Below are 16289 nucleotides of genomic sequence, written 5' to 3' on the forward strand. Positions count from 1 at the left end.
AACGATGTACCAGGTATTTTTAGTAGATGATGAATTTCTCGCAATTGAGGGGCTGCGGCTGCTGGTTGACTGGGAGCGCCTTGGTGCGGAAGTATGCGGTGCTGCTTATGACGGAATCAGTGCAAGGGAACAGATCCTTGAGAAAAAGCCGGATATTGTATTAACCGATATCCGAATGCCGGGAATGAATGGATTGGATTTAATCGCTGCTGTCAAGCAGGCCCTTCCGTCTACAGTTTTTGTTGTGATCAGCGGATATAATGAATTTGAATATGCACGCTCCGCTTTGCGCCTGGGAGTAATCGATTATATCGATAAGCCGGTTACAGTTGAAAAGATAGAGGAGGTTTATCGGAAAATTGAGCAGGTGTTTGAAGCCCGGGCTAAATTTAATCAGGAAAGCCGGGAGCAGCAGACAAGGCTGTCGGAGGCGATGGAAGAGCTGATTCATTTTCCGGTACAGACGCAGGAGACCCTGGAGAAGCTAAAGGAAAAATACCAGGTTGATCTGGCGGGACTGCAAAGCTTTGCGGCGGCTGTTTTTAAGCCGGCGCAGCCGGATGGGAAAGAATTGGTTGGGCAGCGATTTGCACAGGAGTTTGTAGAGAGCGGAGTTTATCACTGTGCGTCATACCTGGATGAATCGCTGGTTTTATTATTGTCCTTCCCGATTGCATTTGACCATGCAGCGTTTGAGGCGCATTTCCATATCTTCTGTGAAGGCCTGGTGCTTGACGGCATTGTGGAGGCTGCCGGGCTGGGCAATGTTTGCTCCGGGATAGCGGAACTCGCCTATGGACTCAAGGATGGGCAGCAGGCGCTCGAATATGCAGAATATGCCGATGAACCCTTTGTCGCTGCGCGGGAGCTGTCCTATACCCTGACTCCGCCGGCACAGTTATTGAATGGCACCAACAGCATCGTCTATTCCTTCCATATAGGAGAATATCGGAAGGTGTTGGAAAAGGTAGACGAAATGCTCAATCTTCTTTTGGAGAGCGGGCTGGCGCTGGATCTGTTTTACAGCGAGTGCCTGAAGCTGGTGCATATTGGGATAGGGCTTTGCCGGGAGACGGGCCGGGAATTTGACCGGGACGGGAAACCGTTTTTACCTCATGTGGAAATACGGCAGTATAACAAAGCGGCGGATATCGCAGATTGGGTATTCTCGGTATTTGAAGGGATGGTAGCATGGCTGAATGAACAAAAACAGTCGGAGGAAAAAAGTGTTCTGCCTGCGAAGGAATATATTGACCGCCATTACAGCGAGCCGATTACCCTGCCGTTTCTTGCTTCCCTGTGCAGGATGCAGCCCACTTATTTTAGCATGCTCTTTAAGGAACAGGTAGGACAGACCTACATCAAGTATATCAATTTTGTTCGGATGGAGCACGCAAAGCTGATGCTGTCGCAGGGAATGAAGGTAAAAGAAATTTATGAGCAGGTGGGATTCCAAAATTACCGGTATTTCTGTGATAAGTTCAAAGTGCTTTTAGGCTGCACTCCGGAGCAGTACCGCAGCCGGTTTCTATAGTTGAATCATAAAGCAGATAAAAACCCAGGCAGAGCATATGTTTCTGTCCGGGTTTCTGTTTTGTTACTGATTCTTAGCTGAATTTTTGTTTGATAAGCAGCGGATTACAGGGTAGAATGAGAATAAGAGGAAGGAAGTGCTGCGTGGATGAAACAGTTTTTGGCAGGTTTGCTGGCAGTGTGTTGTTTGGGCGCTGTTTTTTCTGGCTGCGGCTGGATTCGGGAGAAAGCGGAAAGCTCCGCTGCTGTTTCATCCGAGGCGAGCCAGTCTCAGGAGGAACAGCCCTATCGGTATACATTTCAGCCGCATGTCCTCTCTTCTGTATTGATAGACGCTTACGGGGAAGAATTTGAACCGGTATTCTATGCCTTTTGTGATGCGGCGTTGGCTGGGGATAACGAATTTGACTGTCCCGACCAGGCGACCTACTATGATATTCTTTCTGCCTCCCGGGAGTGCCTGCCGGTGATTTGGGCTTATCTGGATTGGGATGACTGCAAATATGAAAACGGTGTCGGCAGAATTGGATACAGCATCGAAAGGGAGGAATACCTAAAAAGGATTGAGGCTTTTAAGGAGGCAGTTGCCGGCTGGATTACCGAGAACGTCAGGGAAAACGATGATGAGCTTGAAAAAGCGCTGTCTCTCTACTACGGCTTTACCAGGAGCATCCGCTATGATTACGAGGCTCTGGGGGGAGAAGAGGATGAGGCTAATGGGGTAAACCTGTCTCCGTACCGCACCCTAATGGAACGGATTGGAATTTGCCAGGAATTTGCCGGCGCCTATTCCTACCTGCTTTTACAGGTAGGGGTGGACGCGACTACCTGTGGTTCTCTTAACCGCGATGCAACCCAGGCGCACGAATGGAATCTCATTACCCTGGGGGGAAAGTACTATTATGTCGACCCAACCTTTGAATGTACTGCCTCGCCCGGTGGACTGCAGTATTTTGGGATGACTGCAGCCCGACGGGATCAGGCAGGGGATTTTGATCCGGCGGACTATGATCTTGCCTCTGCAAATCTCCTCAAAGGGACAAACTATCCGGCGGAGGATGACCGGTTTGCGCCGTTGTGGAACGGAATACGGTTTGAGCTCGACCGGAAGAATCAGGTGATTCTTTATTATACAGAGAACCAGCCGGAACAGGCTGTGGAGTTTTCATATCAAAATTGGGAGAAGTCATAAAAGGAGCCGTCCTCCTATTCGGAGGACGGCTCCTTTTATAGCTTGTATTACCATGCGCCGCTGTATCCGAGTGTAACCGCAGAGGAATGGGTTCCCATCCTCATACATTCCTCTACTGTTTTTCCCTCTGCAATTCCGGCAAGAAATCCCGCGATATAGGAATCTCCCGCGCCCATGGTATCCACTACTGCAGTATCCTCGATGCCATAGGTATAAAACGTTTTCCCATCGTAAACGAGACTTCCGTTTCTGCCCAGGGTGGCAATCGAAAGCTTTGCTCCGGTTACATGAGCATTTTTGAGATAGCTGCGGATATATTCGTCATCCTGTTTATAGGAAAAAAGGGGATAATCCACGTAAGGGAGCAGCTTTTCCACTTTAGGATCATCCAGCTTGTCGGCAAAATCATAACAAATCAAGACTCCGCCTTCCCTCAGCCTGGGAAGAAAACGGTCGGTTTCTCCCCAATATGCGGTATGCATGAGTTCATGCGAGCAGATAAACTGGATATCCTCCTCCGAAAGGCTGAAGGAAGCCATCACGCCTTCAAAGTAATCCCCAAACACACGGTCGCCGTCGTGCAGTTCGACAGAAGAGCGTGCTGTTTCTCCAGGAATTTGGTGGACATGGCTGATCCCGATTCCCTTTTCAGAGAGGGCGTCAAGCATCAGACTGCCATAATGATCGGTTCCTACAACACCCACATAATCTACAGCATGGTTGAGTCGCCTTAAATAGACGGCAACATTGACCGGATTACCGCCCGGATATGCCTTGCCTGTTTGCTCATAAACGTCCATGCAGTTATCGCCCACTGTGACAATTTTCATCAAAAGCCCTCCCGTGTTTGGAAATTTTTACTGAATTTGTTATAATATATCACAGATATTATAGCAAGTCAACGAAAAAACAAGGATTCCAAAAAATAGAACCTCATTCCAAAAATCAACTACATGTTTTGCAAAGATATTACACATGATATAGAAATATTGTCGTTTTTTTTCATTTATTGGTAAGATATAATAAAAATATAGAAATTTTCACAAAAAATACAAGAAAAGAGGAATGGATATGTTTAAAAAGACACTTGCACTGCTTCTTGCAGCAGCACTGGCAGTTGGAATCACCTCCTGTGCCGGCGGAACGGACGGGAAAGACAATTCCGGCAATGCAAATAACGGCGGGCAGGCAGAAACAAAGGAATTAAACCTTTGGCATTACTGGGACAGCGAATCACAGCAGGCTTTGCTGGCTGATATGGTGAAGTCATATAAGGATGAAACTGGTGGGCCGACCATCAAAATCTCCTATATCCCATACAGCGAATACATCCAGAAAATTCTGGTTACCGCGGCGGGCGGCGATCTGCCGGAACTGTTTATCTATGACGGTAACTCTACCGCGACCTTTGTAGAAGCCGGGATTTTAGCAGATATTACTGACCGGATCAACGAGAGCGGCGTGATGAAGGATACCCTGGAGGGGGTCGTGGCAGAGCATGAAGTTGCCGGAAAGCTTTATGGCTTCCCAGTTTATGCAAACTGTGTCGCATTGTTCTACCGCACTGATTTGATCGAAACGCCTCCGACGACCTGGGATCAACTTTATGAGACCGCCAAGAGCGTTGCAACAGACGATATGTATGGCTTTGCCATGGCTGGAGGAGCTGGAGAAGACGCGGTGTTCCAGTTCCTGCCGTTTATGTGGTCGGCCGGGGAGGATCTCGATAATGTTGCGGCTCCGGGTACTGTAGAGGCGCTCGACATGTTCTCCACCATGATTAAAGAGGGCGTTATGAGCTCTGATACCGTCAATCACAGCCAGGAGGACGCCCGTGTCCTGTTTGAAACCGGACGGGTCGCGATGATGCTCAACGGCCCGTGGAATGTTGTGCCTTTGCAGGAAAATGCGCCGGATATGGAGTGGGACCTTGCCATGATTCCAAAGAAGGCCGACGGCGAATTTGCTTCTATCCTGGGCGGCGAAAGCTTCGGGATTGGGAAGGATACCGACATTGACGGAATCTGGAACTTTGTAGAATATCTTGTAGAGCCGGAACGCTATCAAGAGTTCTTAAAGGGCCTGGGCCAGCTTCCGGCGGACAGCGTGCTGGCAGAAGACCCGTATTATCAGGACGACCCAATTAACAAGGTGTTTATCGACCAGCTCAAAAGCGCGCGTCCGCGTGCTTACGGCGGCAAATACAATGAAATGTCAAAAGCTCTGCAAACTGCGATCAGTTCTGCCATGTCCGGCGATCAGTCCGCACAGGACGCGCTGAATGACGCGGCGGCTACCATCACTCCACTGTATGAAGAATTCAAAGCAAGCGAAGGGAAATAGCTTGAACCGGATTTGCCATGTCCCGGAAAATGGGGGCATGGCAAATCCAAAGTTTGCCGCTTTCTCTGCTTTGCAGGCAGAAAATTGGGATTACGGTCAATCATGGATTGATTGCCGAAACGGCGATATCCGGCCGATTCTGCGAAAGGCATGGTCTTAATTATGAAAAAACAAAAATCACCGTTGCTGAACTCCGGAAAAAAGTTTTTCCGGAGCGGACGATATATTGATTATTCTTTTACTGTCCCGGCTCTTGCTTTTATCGCGATTTTTATGATTTATCCGATTTGGTATAATATCGTGATGAGCTTTAAGGAAATAAATATCAGCAACCTTACGGATGCAAGCCAGCAAAAATTCATCGGCTTTGCGAACTTCTCCGCCATCTTTGCGGACAAATATTTCTGGAATTCCTTCCAAAACACCTTCGTTTTTGTGTTGTTCAGCCTGGTATTCCAGTTTTCGGTAGGCTTTCTGTTTGCACTTTACTTTAATAAACAGTTTAGGGGTGCGAAATGGATGAGAGCAATCATCCTGATCGCCTGGATGAACCCCGGGATTATTACAGGCGCTATTTTTAAATGGCTGCTGGCAGGCGATATCGGGATTTTCAATTATCTGCTGATGCAGATTGGGATTATTTCAGAGCCAATCAATTTTCTTGCCAGCACCCAGACCTCACTGGCAAGCGTCATCTTGGGGAATGTCTGGATCGGGATTCCGTTTAATATGGTGATCCTGCTCTCAGGGATTCAGGGAATCGGGAATGAGCTCTATGAATCGGCAGTAATCGACGGCGCGGGGAGCGTCAAAAAATTCTTTTATATCACTGTTCCAATGCTGAAGCCGACGATCATGGTACTGCTGCTTTTAGGTTTCATCTATACCTTCAAGGTCTTTGATATCATTTATGCCATGACCTCCGGCGGCCCGGCTAATTCTTCGCAGATCCTGCCGTATTACTCCTATGAACAGTCGTTTAAAATGTTCAAGTTTGGGGAAGGGGCGGCGGCATCCTGTATCTCCTTTGTCCTGATCGCGCTGCTGGCCGTTGTGTACATCCATTTTTCCAATAAGGAGGAGATGGAAGCATGAGTAAGCTTTTACGAAAACATAAAGGGATTTTCCAGAGTCTCCTGGGATTGATTATCATCTTGATTTTCCTGTTCCCCATTTACTGGATGCTGATATCCTCCTTTAAAACCAGTGCGGAAATCTTTGCCAACCCGCCTACATTTTTTCCGAAGGATTTCTATCTTGGGAATTATTCCGTCCTTTTTAAGGACATCGAATTTCTGAATTACTTTAAAAACTCCGCAATCATCGCGGTTTTTGCCATGGCGGGCTCGATTCTCTTGGCTGCGCCAATTTCCTATGCGCTGGCGCGAAAAAATTTAAAGGGCGCCGGCATTGCGCTGTTTTTGCTGATTATCATTCAGATGGTTCCAAGCAATTCGATTGCGCTCCCGCTCTATGCAATGTTTTCCAAATGGGGACTGACCAACAGCTTTGCAGGAGTTATCGTGGCAAATATTACTTCGTCACTGCCCTTTATCGCGCTGGTACTGCGCACCTCCTTTCTTGCGATTCCGCAGGGATTGGAGGATGCGGCATATATTGACGGATGCTCCAACTGGAAAACTTTTTTCCGGATTGTCCTGCCTCTGACGCTGCCTGCACTGGTCACCTGTGCCGCGTTCAGCTTTATCTTTGCATGGGGTGAATTTATCTATGCGCTGGTATTGCTGCCAGACCGAGAATATTGGACGATTACTGTAGGGATGCGAACCTTCATCGGGCAGCACGGAACCAAATGGGGAAACCTGATGGCAACTGCTACGGTCTCTTCACTGCCGGTCATTATCATCTTTATCCTAACTCAGAAGCATATTGTCGGCGGAATTACAGCCGGTTCTGTAAAAGGTTAATTGCAGATTTCTCTGGCAACTGGTATAATATACAAAAACAGATCAGATTTTTGTATCGGAGTGTTAAATTTGAGAAAAAATCAGGCTGGGAAACTCCTGTTGGAGAGATTGATACAAAAAGAAAAAAACACACCGCTCAACGGGAAGGTTGCAATTATCATCATTTTTATTGTTTTGCTTCCTCTTGCGCTGATCAGCGGCGTGCTTTTTTCCGTCATCCAGAAAAACACGATTGAGAGTGAAGAATACTTCCGCATTACCAGCCTGACTAATGTCAAGGACAATGTAGATTCCCTGCTAAGGGATTATGAGCAGAGCATCGATACAATTTATAATTATCCCGAGCTTTTGAAAATGTCCTCGCAAGAAGGAGTGCTCTCAGCCTCGATGGACGAGGACAACCGTATTCAGATGATTCTGGCGCGGGTGCGTGCGTCCAGGGGATATGTCGGGGCATTTTCTCTGATTTTCCCGGATCAGAGCAGTCTGGTATCCATTTCCGGCTATGGGAATTTTGAGGAATTCATCCGGGAAAATGAGCGCCAGATGGTCGATTTTGTGGAAGAGATGAATACCCCAAAACAGTCTATTGTCTGGGAAGCCAACCCGAATATCAGGAAAAGCCAGGGGAAAGCAGCTTATTTTATCTCCGGCCGGAAAGCAATCCGGAATATCTATCATCAGAATGACCTGATCGGGCTGGGCGTAATGCATGTTTCTACCCTTTCCTTTGAGGATGTTACCTCGCTGCATCAAAACAATACTCAGGAAATGCTGGCAATTTTGGACGGAAGCAGCCAGCTTGTTTGGTATAACCAAGAGACGGAATTGGATTTAAGCCTGCTGGACAGCAAGCTCCTTTCCGGACTGCAGGAGAATGAACCGATGAAGCTTCTCGAATATGAGGATCATACCGGATCATACTGCTATCTTTATGAAACCTCTGAATATTCGGATTGGGTGTTTGTCAATATTATCCCAAAGGATATGATCTACACACAGGTGACTGTGTTTAAAATTTATTTTGGAATCGTGGTATTCTTTCTTTGCCTGTTTGCCCTGTTCTGCGGAATTATGATCAACCGTCAGATGGTGCGTCCCATTCAGGCGATGATCGTGGTGATGGATCATATTGACGAGCTGGATAAAATTGGGCAGCAGCTTTCCACTGACCGGAGCGATGAGATCGGCGGACTGTACCGAGCGTTCGGGCAGATGAGCGAGCGGATTAATTTTTTGATTGGACAGTTGAAAGAAGCGTATTCCCAGGATAAGGAAAAAGAGATTAAGCTGATACAGAGTCAGTTAAATCCTCATTTTATCTATAATACCCTGGAAAGCATCAGCTGGGTTGCTTATGACAAGGATTTGCCGGAGGTCTCTAAGGCATTGACCTGCCTCTCCAGTATCCTGCGCTATTCGATCAAGGATTCCGGAGAATATGTCACCTTTGAGGAGGAATTCCACCAGCTAAAGCAGTATCTCTATATCCAGCATTTCCGGTTTGAAGAAAAATTTTCAGTTTCTTATCATATTGACGCTTCCCTGCTGCAATTTAAAACGATTAAATTCATTTTTCAGCCTTTTGTGGAGAATGCCCTGCTGCATGCGTTCCAAAACCAATTGGATGACTGCCGGATTGATCTTGCCATGAAGGAGCAGGATGGAGATATCCTGATTGCCGTCCGGGATAATGGATGCGGAATTCCGCCCGAGATGATGGAGCAGATTATGGGGAAGGACAGCAGGGGCATTGGAATCAAGAATATCAATAAAACGCTGAAGCTTCGGTTCGGAGAAGAATATCATCTTTGGATTGAAAGTAAGGTAGGAATAGGAACCTGTGTCTATCTGCGGGTTCCGAAGGTACGGTAACGGAGGAACAAGATGTATAAAATCGCGGTGACCGATGACGAACCTAAAATTTTAAAGGGGATTACAGAGCTTTTGCGGAAACGTTTGTCCGGAAAAGCAGAGGTAATCAGCTTTCAGAATCCATCCGTCCTGTTGGAATACGCACAGGAAAATGAGGTGGATATTTTGATCACCGATATCTGTATGCCAGATATGGACGGACTGGAACTCAGCGCAAAGCTGCGCATGAAATATCCGCTTCTAAAAATTATTATTATAAGCGGATACAGCCGGTTTGACTATGCGAAAACAGCCATTTCCCTGCAGGTTTGCGAGTACATTTTAAAACCAGTTGACCAGGAAAAGCTGATTTCTGTGATTGAACAGGCGATCCAGGATCTTGACAGCACGAGCAGCGCGCTGGCGCACCAGCCGGAATCGTCTGAAGGAAACCAGAAGCACTATGAAACGATGCTGCTTAGGGCCATTCGGTACGGGGATCAGGAATCCCTGCAATGGCTCAGGCATTTTGGCTTTGAAGGCTGCGCTATGGTGTTTGCCGTATTGGAATTTACCGAACAGGATGGATTAGATGGAACCGAGCTGTATCAGGCGCTTTATCGGGAACTGCAGCCTACTGGCTATCACCAGCTTTTTTTACAGGTGGGGCCGCTGCGGTTTTTATGGGTTTTGCCGCAGGAGGAGCAGTTTCGGGAGAAGCTTGAGGAATTTCTCACATGGCAGAATGAATGCGAGATAAAATGCAGCATTGGCATCAGCCGCCCTGTGATCGACTGTGGGGAGATCCAGCAGGGATACCGGCAGGCGTTGAATGCAGCCAAGCAGGAGCTCTATTATCAGGGGAATCGGATTTATGATTACCATCCGGTACCTGAATCTTCCTGTGACACAGAAAAGACCGCGCTTTCCATTCTGCGGCATCTGCTTTCCTCTGAATTTGAAAAGGCGGATCGGGAAACAGCCGACCTGTTCCTGCGCTTTGCACAGGACAAAACTCCGGTTTCTGATCTGCGCAGAATATTGGAGGAATTGATCGGGCAATTCGAGCCGGTGCTCCGGCACAACGGGATCACGAAGGAGGATTACGAGGAAATCAAAATACAGCTTGACTTAATCGACCGCTATCATGTGCTTGCTGATTTGGAAGCTGACTTTAACGTGTTCCTGTCTAAAATTAAAGAAAAGATGACGGTAGTCAAAAATCTGCGGCTAGAGCAGAATTTGGATCAGGCCATCGAATATATCAATACCCATTTTGATCAGGATTTATCGCTGGAGGAGGTAGCGGAACATGCAAATTTAAATGCCTCTTATTTCAGCACTACCTTTAAAAAATATACGGGAAGCAACTTTGTTACTTATCTGATGAACCTGCGTATCGACCATGCGAAACGGCTGCTTCGCGACCCAAGCTGTAAAATTTTGCAGATTGCGCAGGAGTCCGGATTCCATGACACCCGTTATTTTGCGAAAACTTTTAAGAAGAACGTGGGGATTACCCCAAGCGAGTACCGCAATATTGTGTTACAGCTTAACAAGGAATCAGAATAATACACTTTTGAGTCAATTATGAAAGAGAAGGAGGACTTTATGGCGATTTTAAAACAGGTTGGAAACCGGCTTGTCCGGGAATATGACAGGGAAAAGCTGTGGATTGAACCATGGGGAGAGAATGGTCTGCGCGTCCGCGCGACCAAAAATTTTAAGATGGAAGAGGAAAACTGGGCGTTGCTTGAATCGGAGAGCAATGCGCAGATTACCATAGACGGACAAAATGCATTGGTTATCAACGGAAAAATTACTGCTCAGGTTTTGGATAACGGAAAAATTTTATTTTACCGGGATGGAAAAACATTGCTTCTGGAGGAATACCTTCGGACAGAAGCGGCTTACGGTGGATTTAACAGCCTATTGAAGGTCGATGCGAGGGAACTCAGGCCGATTCTCGGCGGGGACTATCAGCTCGCCATGCGGTTTGAATCGAACCGGAAGGAAAAGCTTTTTGGTATGGGGCAGTACCAACAGGATATCCTGAACCTGAAGGGGAGTACCTTGGAGCTTGCTCAGAGAAATTCTCAGGCAAGCGTGCCGTTTGTCCTTTCCGATCAGGGCTATGGCTTCCTTTGGAATAACCCGGCAATCGGCAGAGTGACATTTGGCACCAATGTGACCGAATGGAGCTCTCTTTCAACCAAACAGCTTGACTATTGGATTACTGCCGGAGACACACCGGCTGAGATTATGCATTCCTATTCCCAGGTGACCGGGCTTCCGCCAATGATGCCGGAATACGCAATGGGCTTTTGGCAATGCAAGCTGCGATACCGTACCCAGGAGGAACTGTTAGAGGTCGCGCGGGAATATCATCGGAGAGGCATTCCGCTTTCTGTGCTGGTAATCGACTATTTCCATTGGCCGAATCAGGGCACCTGGGACTTTGATCGGAAATACTGGCCCGATCCGAAGGGAATGGTAGCGGAACTCAAGGAAATGGGAATCGAGCTAATGGTGTCTATCTGGCCTACGGTAGACGCTAACTGTGAAAACTATCAGGAAATGCTGGAGCAGGGCCTGCTGGTCGGCACAGACCGGGGCGTGCGTACGCAGATGCAGTTTTTAGGAAATGAAACGTTTTACGATGCCACAAATCCAGAAGCTCGCGCATATGTATGGAATAAGGTGAAAAATCACTATTATGATCTTGGCATCCGGACATATTGGCTGGATGTAGCGGAGCCGGAATACTCTGTTTATGACTTTGACCTCTACCGCTATGCGATTGGCAGCAATCTGCAGGTTGGAAATATTTACCCGGCTCTGTACGCAAAGGGCTTCTACGACGGATTGGTTTCAGCGGGGGAAACAAAGCCTCTGAACCTTTTGCGCTGTGCATGGGCTGGCAGTCAGAGGTATGGCGCGCTGGTCTGGTCCGGCGATATCCATTCCAGCTTTGAATCCATGCGTGACCAGTTTGCAGCGGGACTTAACATGGCAGTTGCGGGAATTCCCTGGTGGACGACTGATATCGGCGGGTTTAACGGCGGATATCCGGATGATCCGGCCTTCCGCGAACTGCTGATCAGATGGTTTGAATATGGCACCTTCTGTCCGGTTATGCGGCTTCACGGCTACCGGCTGCCTTATGAGGATCCGATGTCGAACGAGGTAGGAGGAGGCATGTGCGATTCCGGGGCGCCAAATGAGATTTGGAGCTTTGGGGAGAAAGCATATCCTATCCTGAAGGAACATATCGAACTGAGGGAACGTCTGCGCCCATATATCCGCAGACTGATGAAAGATGCACATGAAAAAGGAACCCCGCCAATGCGCCCGATGTTTTATGATTACCCGGAGGATAAAAATTGCTGGGATGTGGAAGATGCCTATATGTTTGGGCCGAATCTCCTGATCGCGCCGGTGATGTACGCAGGCATGAAACAGCGTGATGTTTATCTGCCGGAGGGAAGCGAGTGGATTGAGGTTAGCACCGGAAAACACTGGGATGGCGGAAGCACGGCTGCTGTCTCTCTTTCACTTGACCATATCCCGGTATTTACAAATTCCGAGTCGATGCTCTCTGTTTTCCGTAAGGGATAAACAGAGCAGAGCAGCTTAGACAAAGCATACTTTCAAATTCGGATGAAAGTCAAAGGGGCAGGGCTTCCATCCTGATGGATAGAAAGGAATGGCCATTTGATATGATAAGATTAAAAGCCCCTGTTTTATTGCGGGATATCCTTTTAACTGTCGTGGGAACAGCGATCTATGCGCTGGGCGTCTATATATTTACCGCGCCCAACCAGATTGCACCGGGCGGCGTGTCCGGACTTGCGACAGTGATTAATTTCCTTACCGGCGCGCCAATCGGGCTGGTCACTGCGGCAATTAACCTGCCGCTGCTGATTTTAGGATGGATTTATCTGGGAAAGACGTTTATCCTCAAGACAATGATATCCGTGCTGAGCTTTGCGTTGATATACGACCATGTTTACTGCTATCTGCCGTCCTATTCCGGCAGTACGCTCCTGGCGGCTGTGTTCGGCGGAGTATTGATCGGGGTAGGCGTGGGAATTACTTTTTACTGTGAGGGCTCCACAGGCGGATTGGATATCGCCAATCTTTTGGTGAAGAAAAAATATCCGCGTTTCAAGATCAGCACACTGGTGCTTGCGTCCGACATAGTGGTGATCATCTTAGCGATGATTGCTTACCGGAATTTTGATTCTGCGATGTATGCTATGATTTCAATGTATGTCCAGTCAAAGCTGATCGACCTGGTGCTCTGCGGAACCGAAAACGGGAAGATGGTGATGCTGGTCACCCGGTTCGGAAAAGAAGTCTCGGACTTTGTGATGCATGAGCTGGAACGGGGCGTGACGAAAATCCCAAGCATCGGAGCCTATTCCAATACCGAAAATGAAACACTTCTGTGTGCGGTTCGGCAGAATGAATATCATAGGCTAAAAAGGGTGGTACATAAAATTGACCCGGATGCGTTTGTAATCGTTGTTTCTGCGACTGAGGTTGTCGGGTATGGCTTCCAGTCGGGGGGATAAATAAAGATCAAAACAGGAGGAAAAATATGCTGAAATTTGATGAACAAAAACAGCTAGACAGCGTTAACGGCGCGTTGAAGCTCCGGGGAGCTGTGGAAAAGATTGTAGATGGAATCGTAGAGCAGGGATATGACAGTTTATTCTATGTCGGAATCGGCGGAACATATGCTTCCGGTATGCAGGTGGTAAACTATCTGAGCGGAAACAGCCTGATCCCGGTTTATCTCGAAAACGCGGCGGAACTTCTAACTAATACAAACAAAAAATTCAAAAAAGGCGCTGTCATGATCTTTTCGACTGTGACGGGGAGCACCGAAGAGATTGTCAACGTTGTAAGGCTGGCAAAAGAGCGTGGGGTAAGGGTGTTTGGTTTTATTGACAAAGAGGATGTACCCCTGGTTGGGATGGTGGACGACTGTATTTCCTATCCCGGCAATGAGCAGTTAAAGCTGTTTATGACCGCGCACCGGTTTATGTACCGAAACAACGAGTTTGATGAATATGAAAGCTTTTATGAAGAGATGGAACAGCATCTTGCCAAAGCGCTGATAGAGGTGGAAAAAAAGGCGGATACATTCGGCCTGGAATTTGCCAAGGCGCATGAAAAGGACGCTTTGCACTATTTTGTTGGTGCGGGAATCCTTTGGGGCGCGACCTATTCCTATGCGATGTGCTATTGGGAAGAGATGCACTGGATTCGCACCAAGTCAATCCATGCGGCGGAATTTTTCCATGGAATGCTCGAGATAGTGGAGAAGGATACGCCGGTAACAGTTTTTGTCGGTGAGGACGCGGAGCGCCCGCTGGCCGAACGAGTAGCGCGTTTCCTGCCGAGAATCTGCGCGAACTATACTGTGATTGACACCAAGGAGTATGACCTGCCAGGCATCAGTCCAAAATACCGGGGATTTTTGTCCCATTTGGTGATGCATGCTGTGACACAACGGATTGACGCCCATCTGGAGCAGGTGAGCTGCCATCCGATGGAAATCCGCCGGTATTACCGCAGACTGGATTACTAACTAGGTAAGATCAATACGATGGAAACAGCTCCATGATTCAAAAAAGACCGGAAGGGAAATCCCCCTTCCGGTCTTTCATAAATATTTTATTTTTTGACAAGCTTCCTTCTGTGTGACAAAAGAAGTGAAACTAACGTTAGTGAAACGAGAGAAAGTCCGGCCCAGAGGAGAATCTGATTATGATCCAGAGTTTCGGCATTGGTGGTTGTTTCCGTTACGGCTGAATCCTTTGACTCGGCGTCCTGATAAGCCAGGGCGTATGCGGAGAAACAGTCAGTCATAATTGTCACGGTTTCGTCATTGTCGTCAATATCCGGTAGGGCGGTAGTAAGATACTGGCCGGTTTTGTCATCCAAATGGACGCGGATCACGGCAAAGCTGCGCTTTACATTTTCATTCCCGTTTTGCAGTTCTTCCGGAACCTGAATGACAATTGGAATCTCACTGTTAAGCTGGGTAACGTCTGTTTGCTGGCTTCCGATCATTTTTGTCATACTCAGATCCAGATGCTGGCCTAACGTAAAGCTTCCTAAATTTTTTTCAATGATTTGCCGAATTTCATCGCTTACCGTATGATCGGCGCTTCGGACATTCAGTATAATGCGGATATCTGTCCCGCTTTCAACCAGTTTTTGTTCATCGCTGGTTAAAACTGCATGGAGAAGCGCTTCTTTATCTGCCGAAATAGCAGTTTGAGGGGCGCCCTGTGAAATGGAGATATCTGGAATCACTTCGCCTGGATCAACCTTAGGGATTACGGAAGTCTTGGTTTCCTGACAAACAGAGCAGGTATAGGTCATAACGCCTTCCTTTTGGGCAGTGGCAGGGGTGGTTACCTTGCCCTGGTCCCAGGAATGAGCCTCTTTGATTGCTCCGGTACTATCCTGCTGATAGCATTTTGTCAGGAGTGATGTAATATCAGTGTTATAGGTACCGCCTGTAATAGAGACGGAACCGGTATTTTTGCAGGGAAGCAATGCGCCTGTTCCGCCAGTAAAGCTTCCTCCTGAGATATAGGCAACAGCAGGCAGATTCAATCCCCCGTCGCCGTTTGTATTATCATTTCCAATGTAAGCGGCATATTTGGGACTGGAATAGGTACCGCCATAAATATTAGCGGAAACCTCTCCGCGTTCGCCTGCTACATAGAGTGCGTAGAAAGAGGTGGGATCATCCTGCTTAGTGGAAAAATTGCCATTGTAGATGGTAAGTGTTCCGGAAGAGGAAGCTACTGCGCCCTGAATGCCAGTGACAGTTGCATTTTTAATGGTCATTTTATGATTATTACTGATGCAATAAGCCCAGTTGCCTGATCCAGCCCGGTTAGAAGAGGTGGAATGGAATTCACCGTTGTTAATCAGACAGTCGCCGTTATTATACAAAGCATAGTAATCGGTATTTACAACGACCTGGTTAATTATCAGCGTTCCTGTATCCCGGTTAAAGATACCACCGCCTCCATAATTTCCAGTTGGGATATTGATGGTGCCGCCGTTAAGCGTAAGCGAACCATAATTGCGGATACCGCCCGGCCCCTGCGAATTCAGTGTACCATTTCCATTTACAGTAAGGATACCGTGATTTTCAATCAGGTATTTGCCTGAAGCACCAGTAATGGTTTGTCCATTTAGATCGATTGTGATCTCCATTCCGTCCGGAATCGTCACCATATCTGTCAGTGTAACGCTTTGAGACAACCTGTAGCTGCCGGAGCCGGTAATCTGAGAGAGGTCAGTGATATCAGTCACAGTGATTTGTGCAGCGACTGGAAGTGGAACCACAAGCATCATAAATGCGGTGCAGAGGGAGAGGAACAGTGCTGTCCATTTTTTCATACTAT

At 47.6% G+C, this 16289-nt stretch carries 13 protein-coding genes; 11 read left to right on the plus strand and 2 right to left on the minus strand.

Features of this window, described 5'->3' with window-relative positions:
- The first annotated feature begins 4 nt into the window (after positions 1 to 4).
- Positions 5 to 1534 (plus strand): response regulator, encoded by a 1530-nt coding sequence (locus CZ360_RS06335; RefSeq protein WP_077533324.1) that lies wholly within the window; start codon positions 5 to 7, stop codon positions 1532 to 1534.
- A gap of 147 nt (positions 1535 to 1681) precedes the next feature.
- Positions 1682 to 2725, plus strand: a complete 1044-nt coding sequence (locus CZ360_RS06340; RefSeq protein WP_077533325.1) for a transglutaminase domain-containing protein — start codon at positions 1682 to 1684, stop codon at positions 2723 to 2725.
- A 47-nt stretch (positions 2726 to 2772) separates the two neighbouring features.
- Here CZ360_RS06340 and frlD read toward each other — a convergent pair whose 3' ends face one another.
- Positions 2773 to 3555 (minus strand): fructoselysine 6-kinase, encoded by a 783-nt coding sequence (gene frlD, locus CZ360_RS06345; protein WP_077533326.1) that lies wholly within the window; start codon positions 3553 to 3555, stop codon positions 2773 to 2775.
- Between the two features lie 241 nt (positions 3556 to 3796).
- Here frlD and CZ360_RS06350 point away from each other — a divergent pair, with 241 nt between their 5' ends.
- The 9 genes from CZ360_RS06350 (at position 3797) to CZ360_RS06385 (ending at position 14449) form a co-directional block, all read left to right on the plus strand.
- Positions 3797 to 5068, plus strand: a complete 1272-nt coding sequence (locus tag CZ360_RS06350; RefSeq protein ID WP_159438141.1) for a sugar ABC transporter substrate-binding protein — start codon at positions 3797 to 3799, stop codon at positions 5066 to 5068.
- Position 5069: 1 nt separating this feature from the next.
- Positions 5070 to 5228, plus strand: coding sequence for a hypothetical protein (locus CZ360_RS14025; protein ID WP_159438142.1), 159 nt, complete (start codon positions 5070 to 5072; stop codon positions 5226 to 5228).
- 2 nt (positions 5229 to 5230) lie between these two features.
- The gene (locus CZ360_RS06355) at positions 5231 to 6163 is read left to right on the plus strand and encodes a carbohydrate ABC transporter permease (RefSeq protein ID WP_159438144.1); all 933 of its coding nucleotides are present in this window, start codon (positions 5231 to 5233) and stop codon (positions 6161 to 6163) included.
- Positions 6160 to 6996 carry a carbohydrate ABC transporter permease gene (locus CZ360_RS06360; protein WP_077533329.1) on the plus strand — a complete coding sequence of 279 codons (837 nt, stop codon included), beginning with the start codon at positions 6160 to 6162 and terminating at the stop codon, positions 6994 to 6996. The genes CZ360_RS06355 and CZ360_RS06360 overlap by 4 nt, the downstream gene beginning before the upstream one ends.
- Positions 6997 to 7095: 99 nt before the next feature.
- A complete protein-coding gene (locus CZ360_RS06365) occupies positions 7096 to 8871 on the plus strand; it encodes a histidine kinase (protein ID WP_159438145.1) in 1776 nt (591 codons plus the stop codon).
- A 12-nt stretch (positions 8872 to 8883) separates the two neighbouring features.
- Complete coding sequence (locus tag CZ360_RS06370) at positions 8884 to 10422, plus strand: response regulator (RefSeq protein ID WP_077533331.1); 1539 nt, start codon at positions 8884 to 8886, stop codon at positions 10420 to 10422.
- Between the two features lie 39 nt (positions 10423 to 10461).
- Positions 10462 to 12468, plus strand: coding sequence for a glycoside hydrolase family 31 protein (locus CZ360_RS06375; RefSeq protein ID WP_077533332.1), 2007 nt, complete (start codon positions 10462 to 10464; stop codon positions 12466 to 12468).
- Positions 12469 to 12569: 101 nt separating this feature from the next.
- Complete coding sequence (locus CZ360_RS06380) at positions 12570 to 13427, plus strand: YitT family protein (RefSeq protein WP_159438146.1); 858 nt, start codon at positions 12570 to 12572, stop codon at positions 13425 to 13427.
- A gap of 26 nt (positions 13428 to 13453) precedes the next feature.
- Entirely contained in the window at positions 13454 to 14449 is a 996-nt protein-coding gene (locus tag CZ360_RS06385) for an SIS domain-containing protein (RefSeq protein ID WP_077533334.1), read from the plus strand.
- A gap of 86 nt (positions 14450 to 14535) precedes the next feature.
- Here the strand turns inward: CZ360_RS06385 and CZ360_RS06390 are convergent, their stop codons facing one another.
- Positions 14536 to 16284, minus strand: coding sequence for a hypothetical protein (locus CZ360_RS06390; protein ID WP_077533335.1), 1749 nt, complete (start codon positions 16282 to 16284; stop codon positions 14536 to 14538).
- Positions 16285 to 16289: the final 5 nt, after the last annotated feature.

It is taken from the genome of Massiliimalia massiliensis, from assembly GCF_900155615.1.
Taxonomy (GTDB): domain Bacteria; phylum Bacillota; class Clostridia; order Oscillospirales; family Ruminococcaceae; genus Massiliimalia; species Massiliimalia massiliensis.

Excerpts from the sequence above, each read along its gene's own strand:
- CZ360_RS06340 (WP_077533325.1), top strand. The coding sequence starts at position 1,682 with ATGAAACAGTTTTTGGCAGGTTTGCTGGCAGTGTGTTGTTTGGGCGCT.
- CZ360_RS06390 (WP_077533335.1), bottom strand. The coding sequence starts at position 16,284 with ATGAAAAAATGGACAGCACTGTTCCTCTCCCTCTGCACCGCATTTATG.
- CZ360_RS06355 (WP_159438144.1), top strand. The coding sequence starts at position 5,231 with ATGAAAAAACAAAAATCACCGTTGCTGAACTCCGGAAAAAAGTTTTTC.
- CZ360_RS06350 (WP_159438141.1), top strand. The coding sequence starts at position 3,797 with ATGTTTAAAAAGACACTTGCACTGCTTCTTGCAGCAGCACTGGCAGTT.
- CZ360_RS06385 (WP_077533334.1), top strand. The coding sequence starts at position 13,454 with ATGCTGAAATTTGATGAACAAAAACAGCTAGACAGCGTTAACGGCGCG.
- CZ360_RS06375 (WP_077533332.1), top strand. The coding sequence starts at position 10,462 with ATGGCGATTTTAAAACAGGTTGGAAACCGGCTTGTCCGGGAATATGAC.
- CZ360_RS06370 (WP_077533331.1), top strand. The coding sequence starts at position 8,884 with ATGTATAAAATCGCGGTGACCGATGACGAACCTAAAATTTTAAAGGGG.
- CZ360_RS06380 (WP_159438146.1), top strand. The coding sequence starts at position 12,570 with ATGATAAGATTAAAAGCCCCTGTTTTATTGCGGGATATCCTTTTAACT.
- CZ360_RS06335 (WP_077533324.1), top strand. The coding sequence starts at position 5 with ATGTACCAGGTATTTTTAGTAGATGATGAATTTCTCGCAATTGAGGGG.
- frlD (WP_077533326.1), bottom strand. The coding sequence starts at position 3,555 with ATGAAAATTGTCACAGTGGGCGATAACTGCATGGACGTTTATGAGCAA.
- CZ360_RS06360 (WP_077533329.1), top strand. The coding sequence starts at position 6,160 with ATGAGTAAGCTTTTACGAAAACATAAAGGGATTTTCCAGAGTCTCCTG.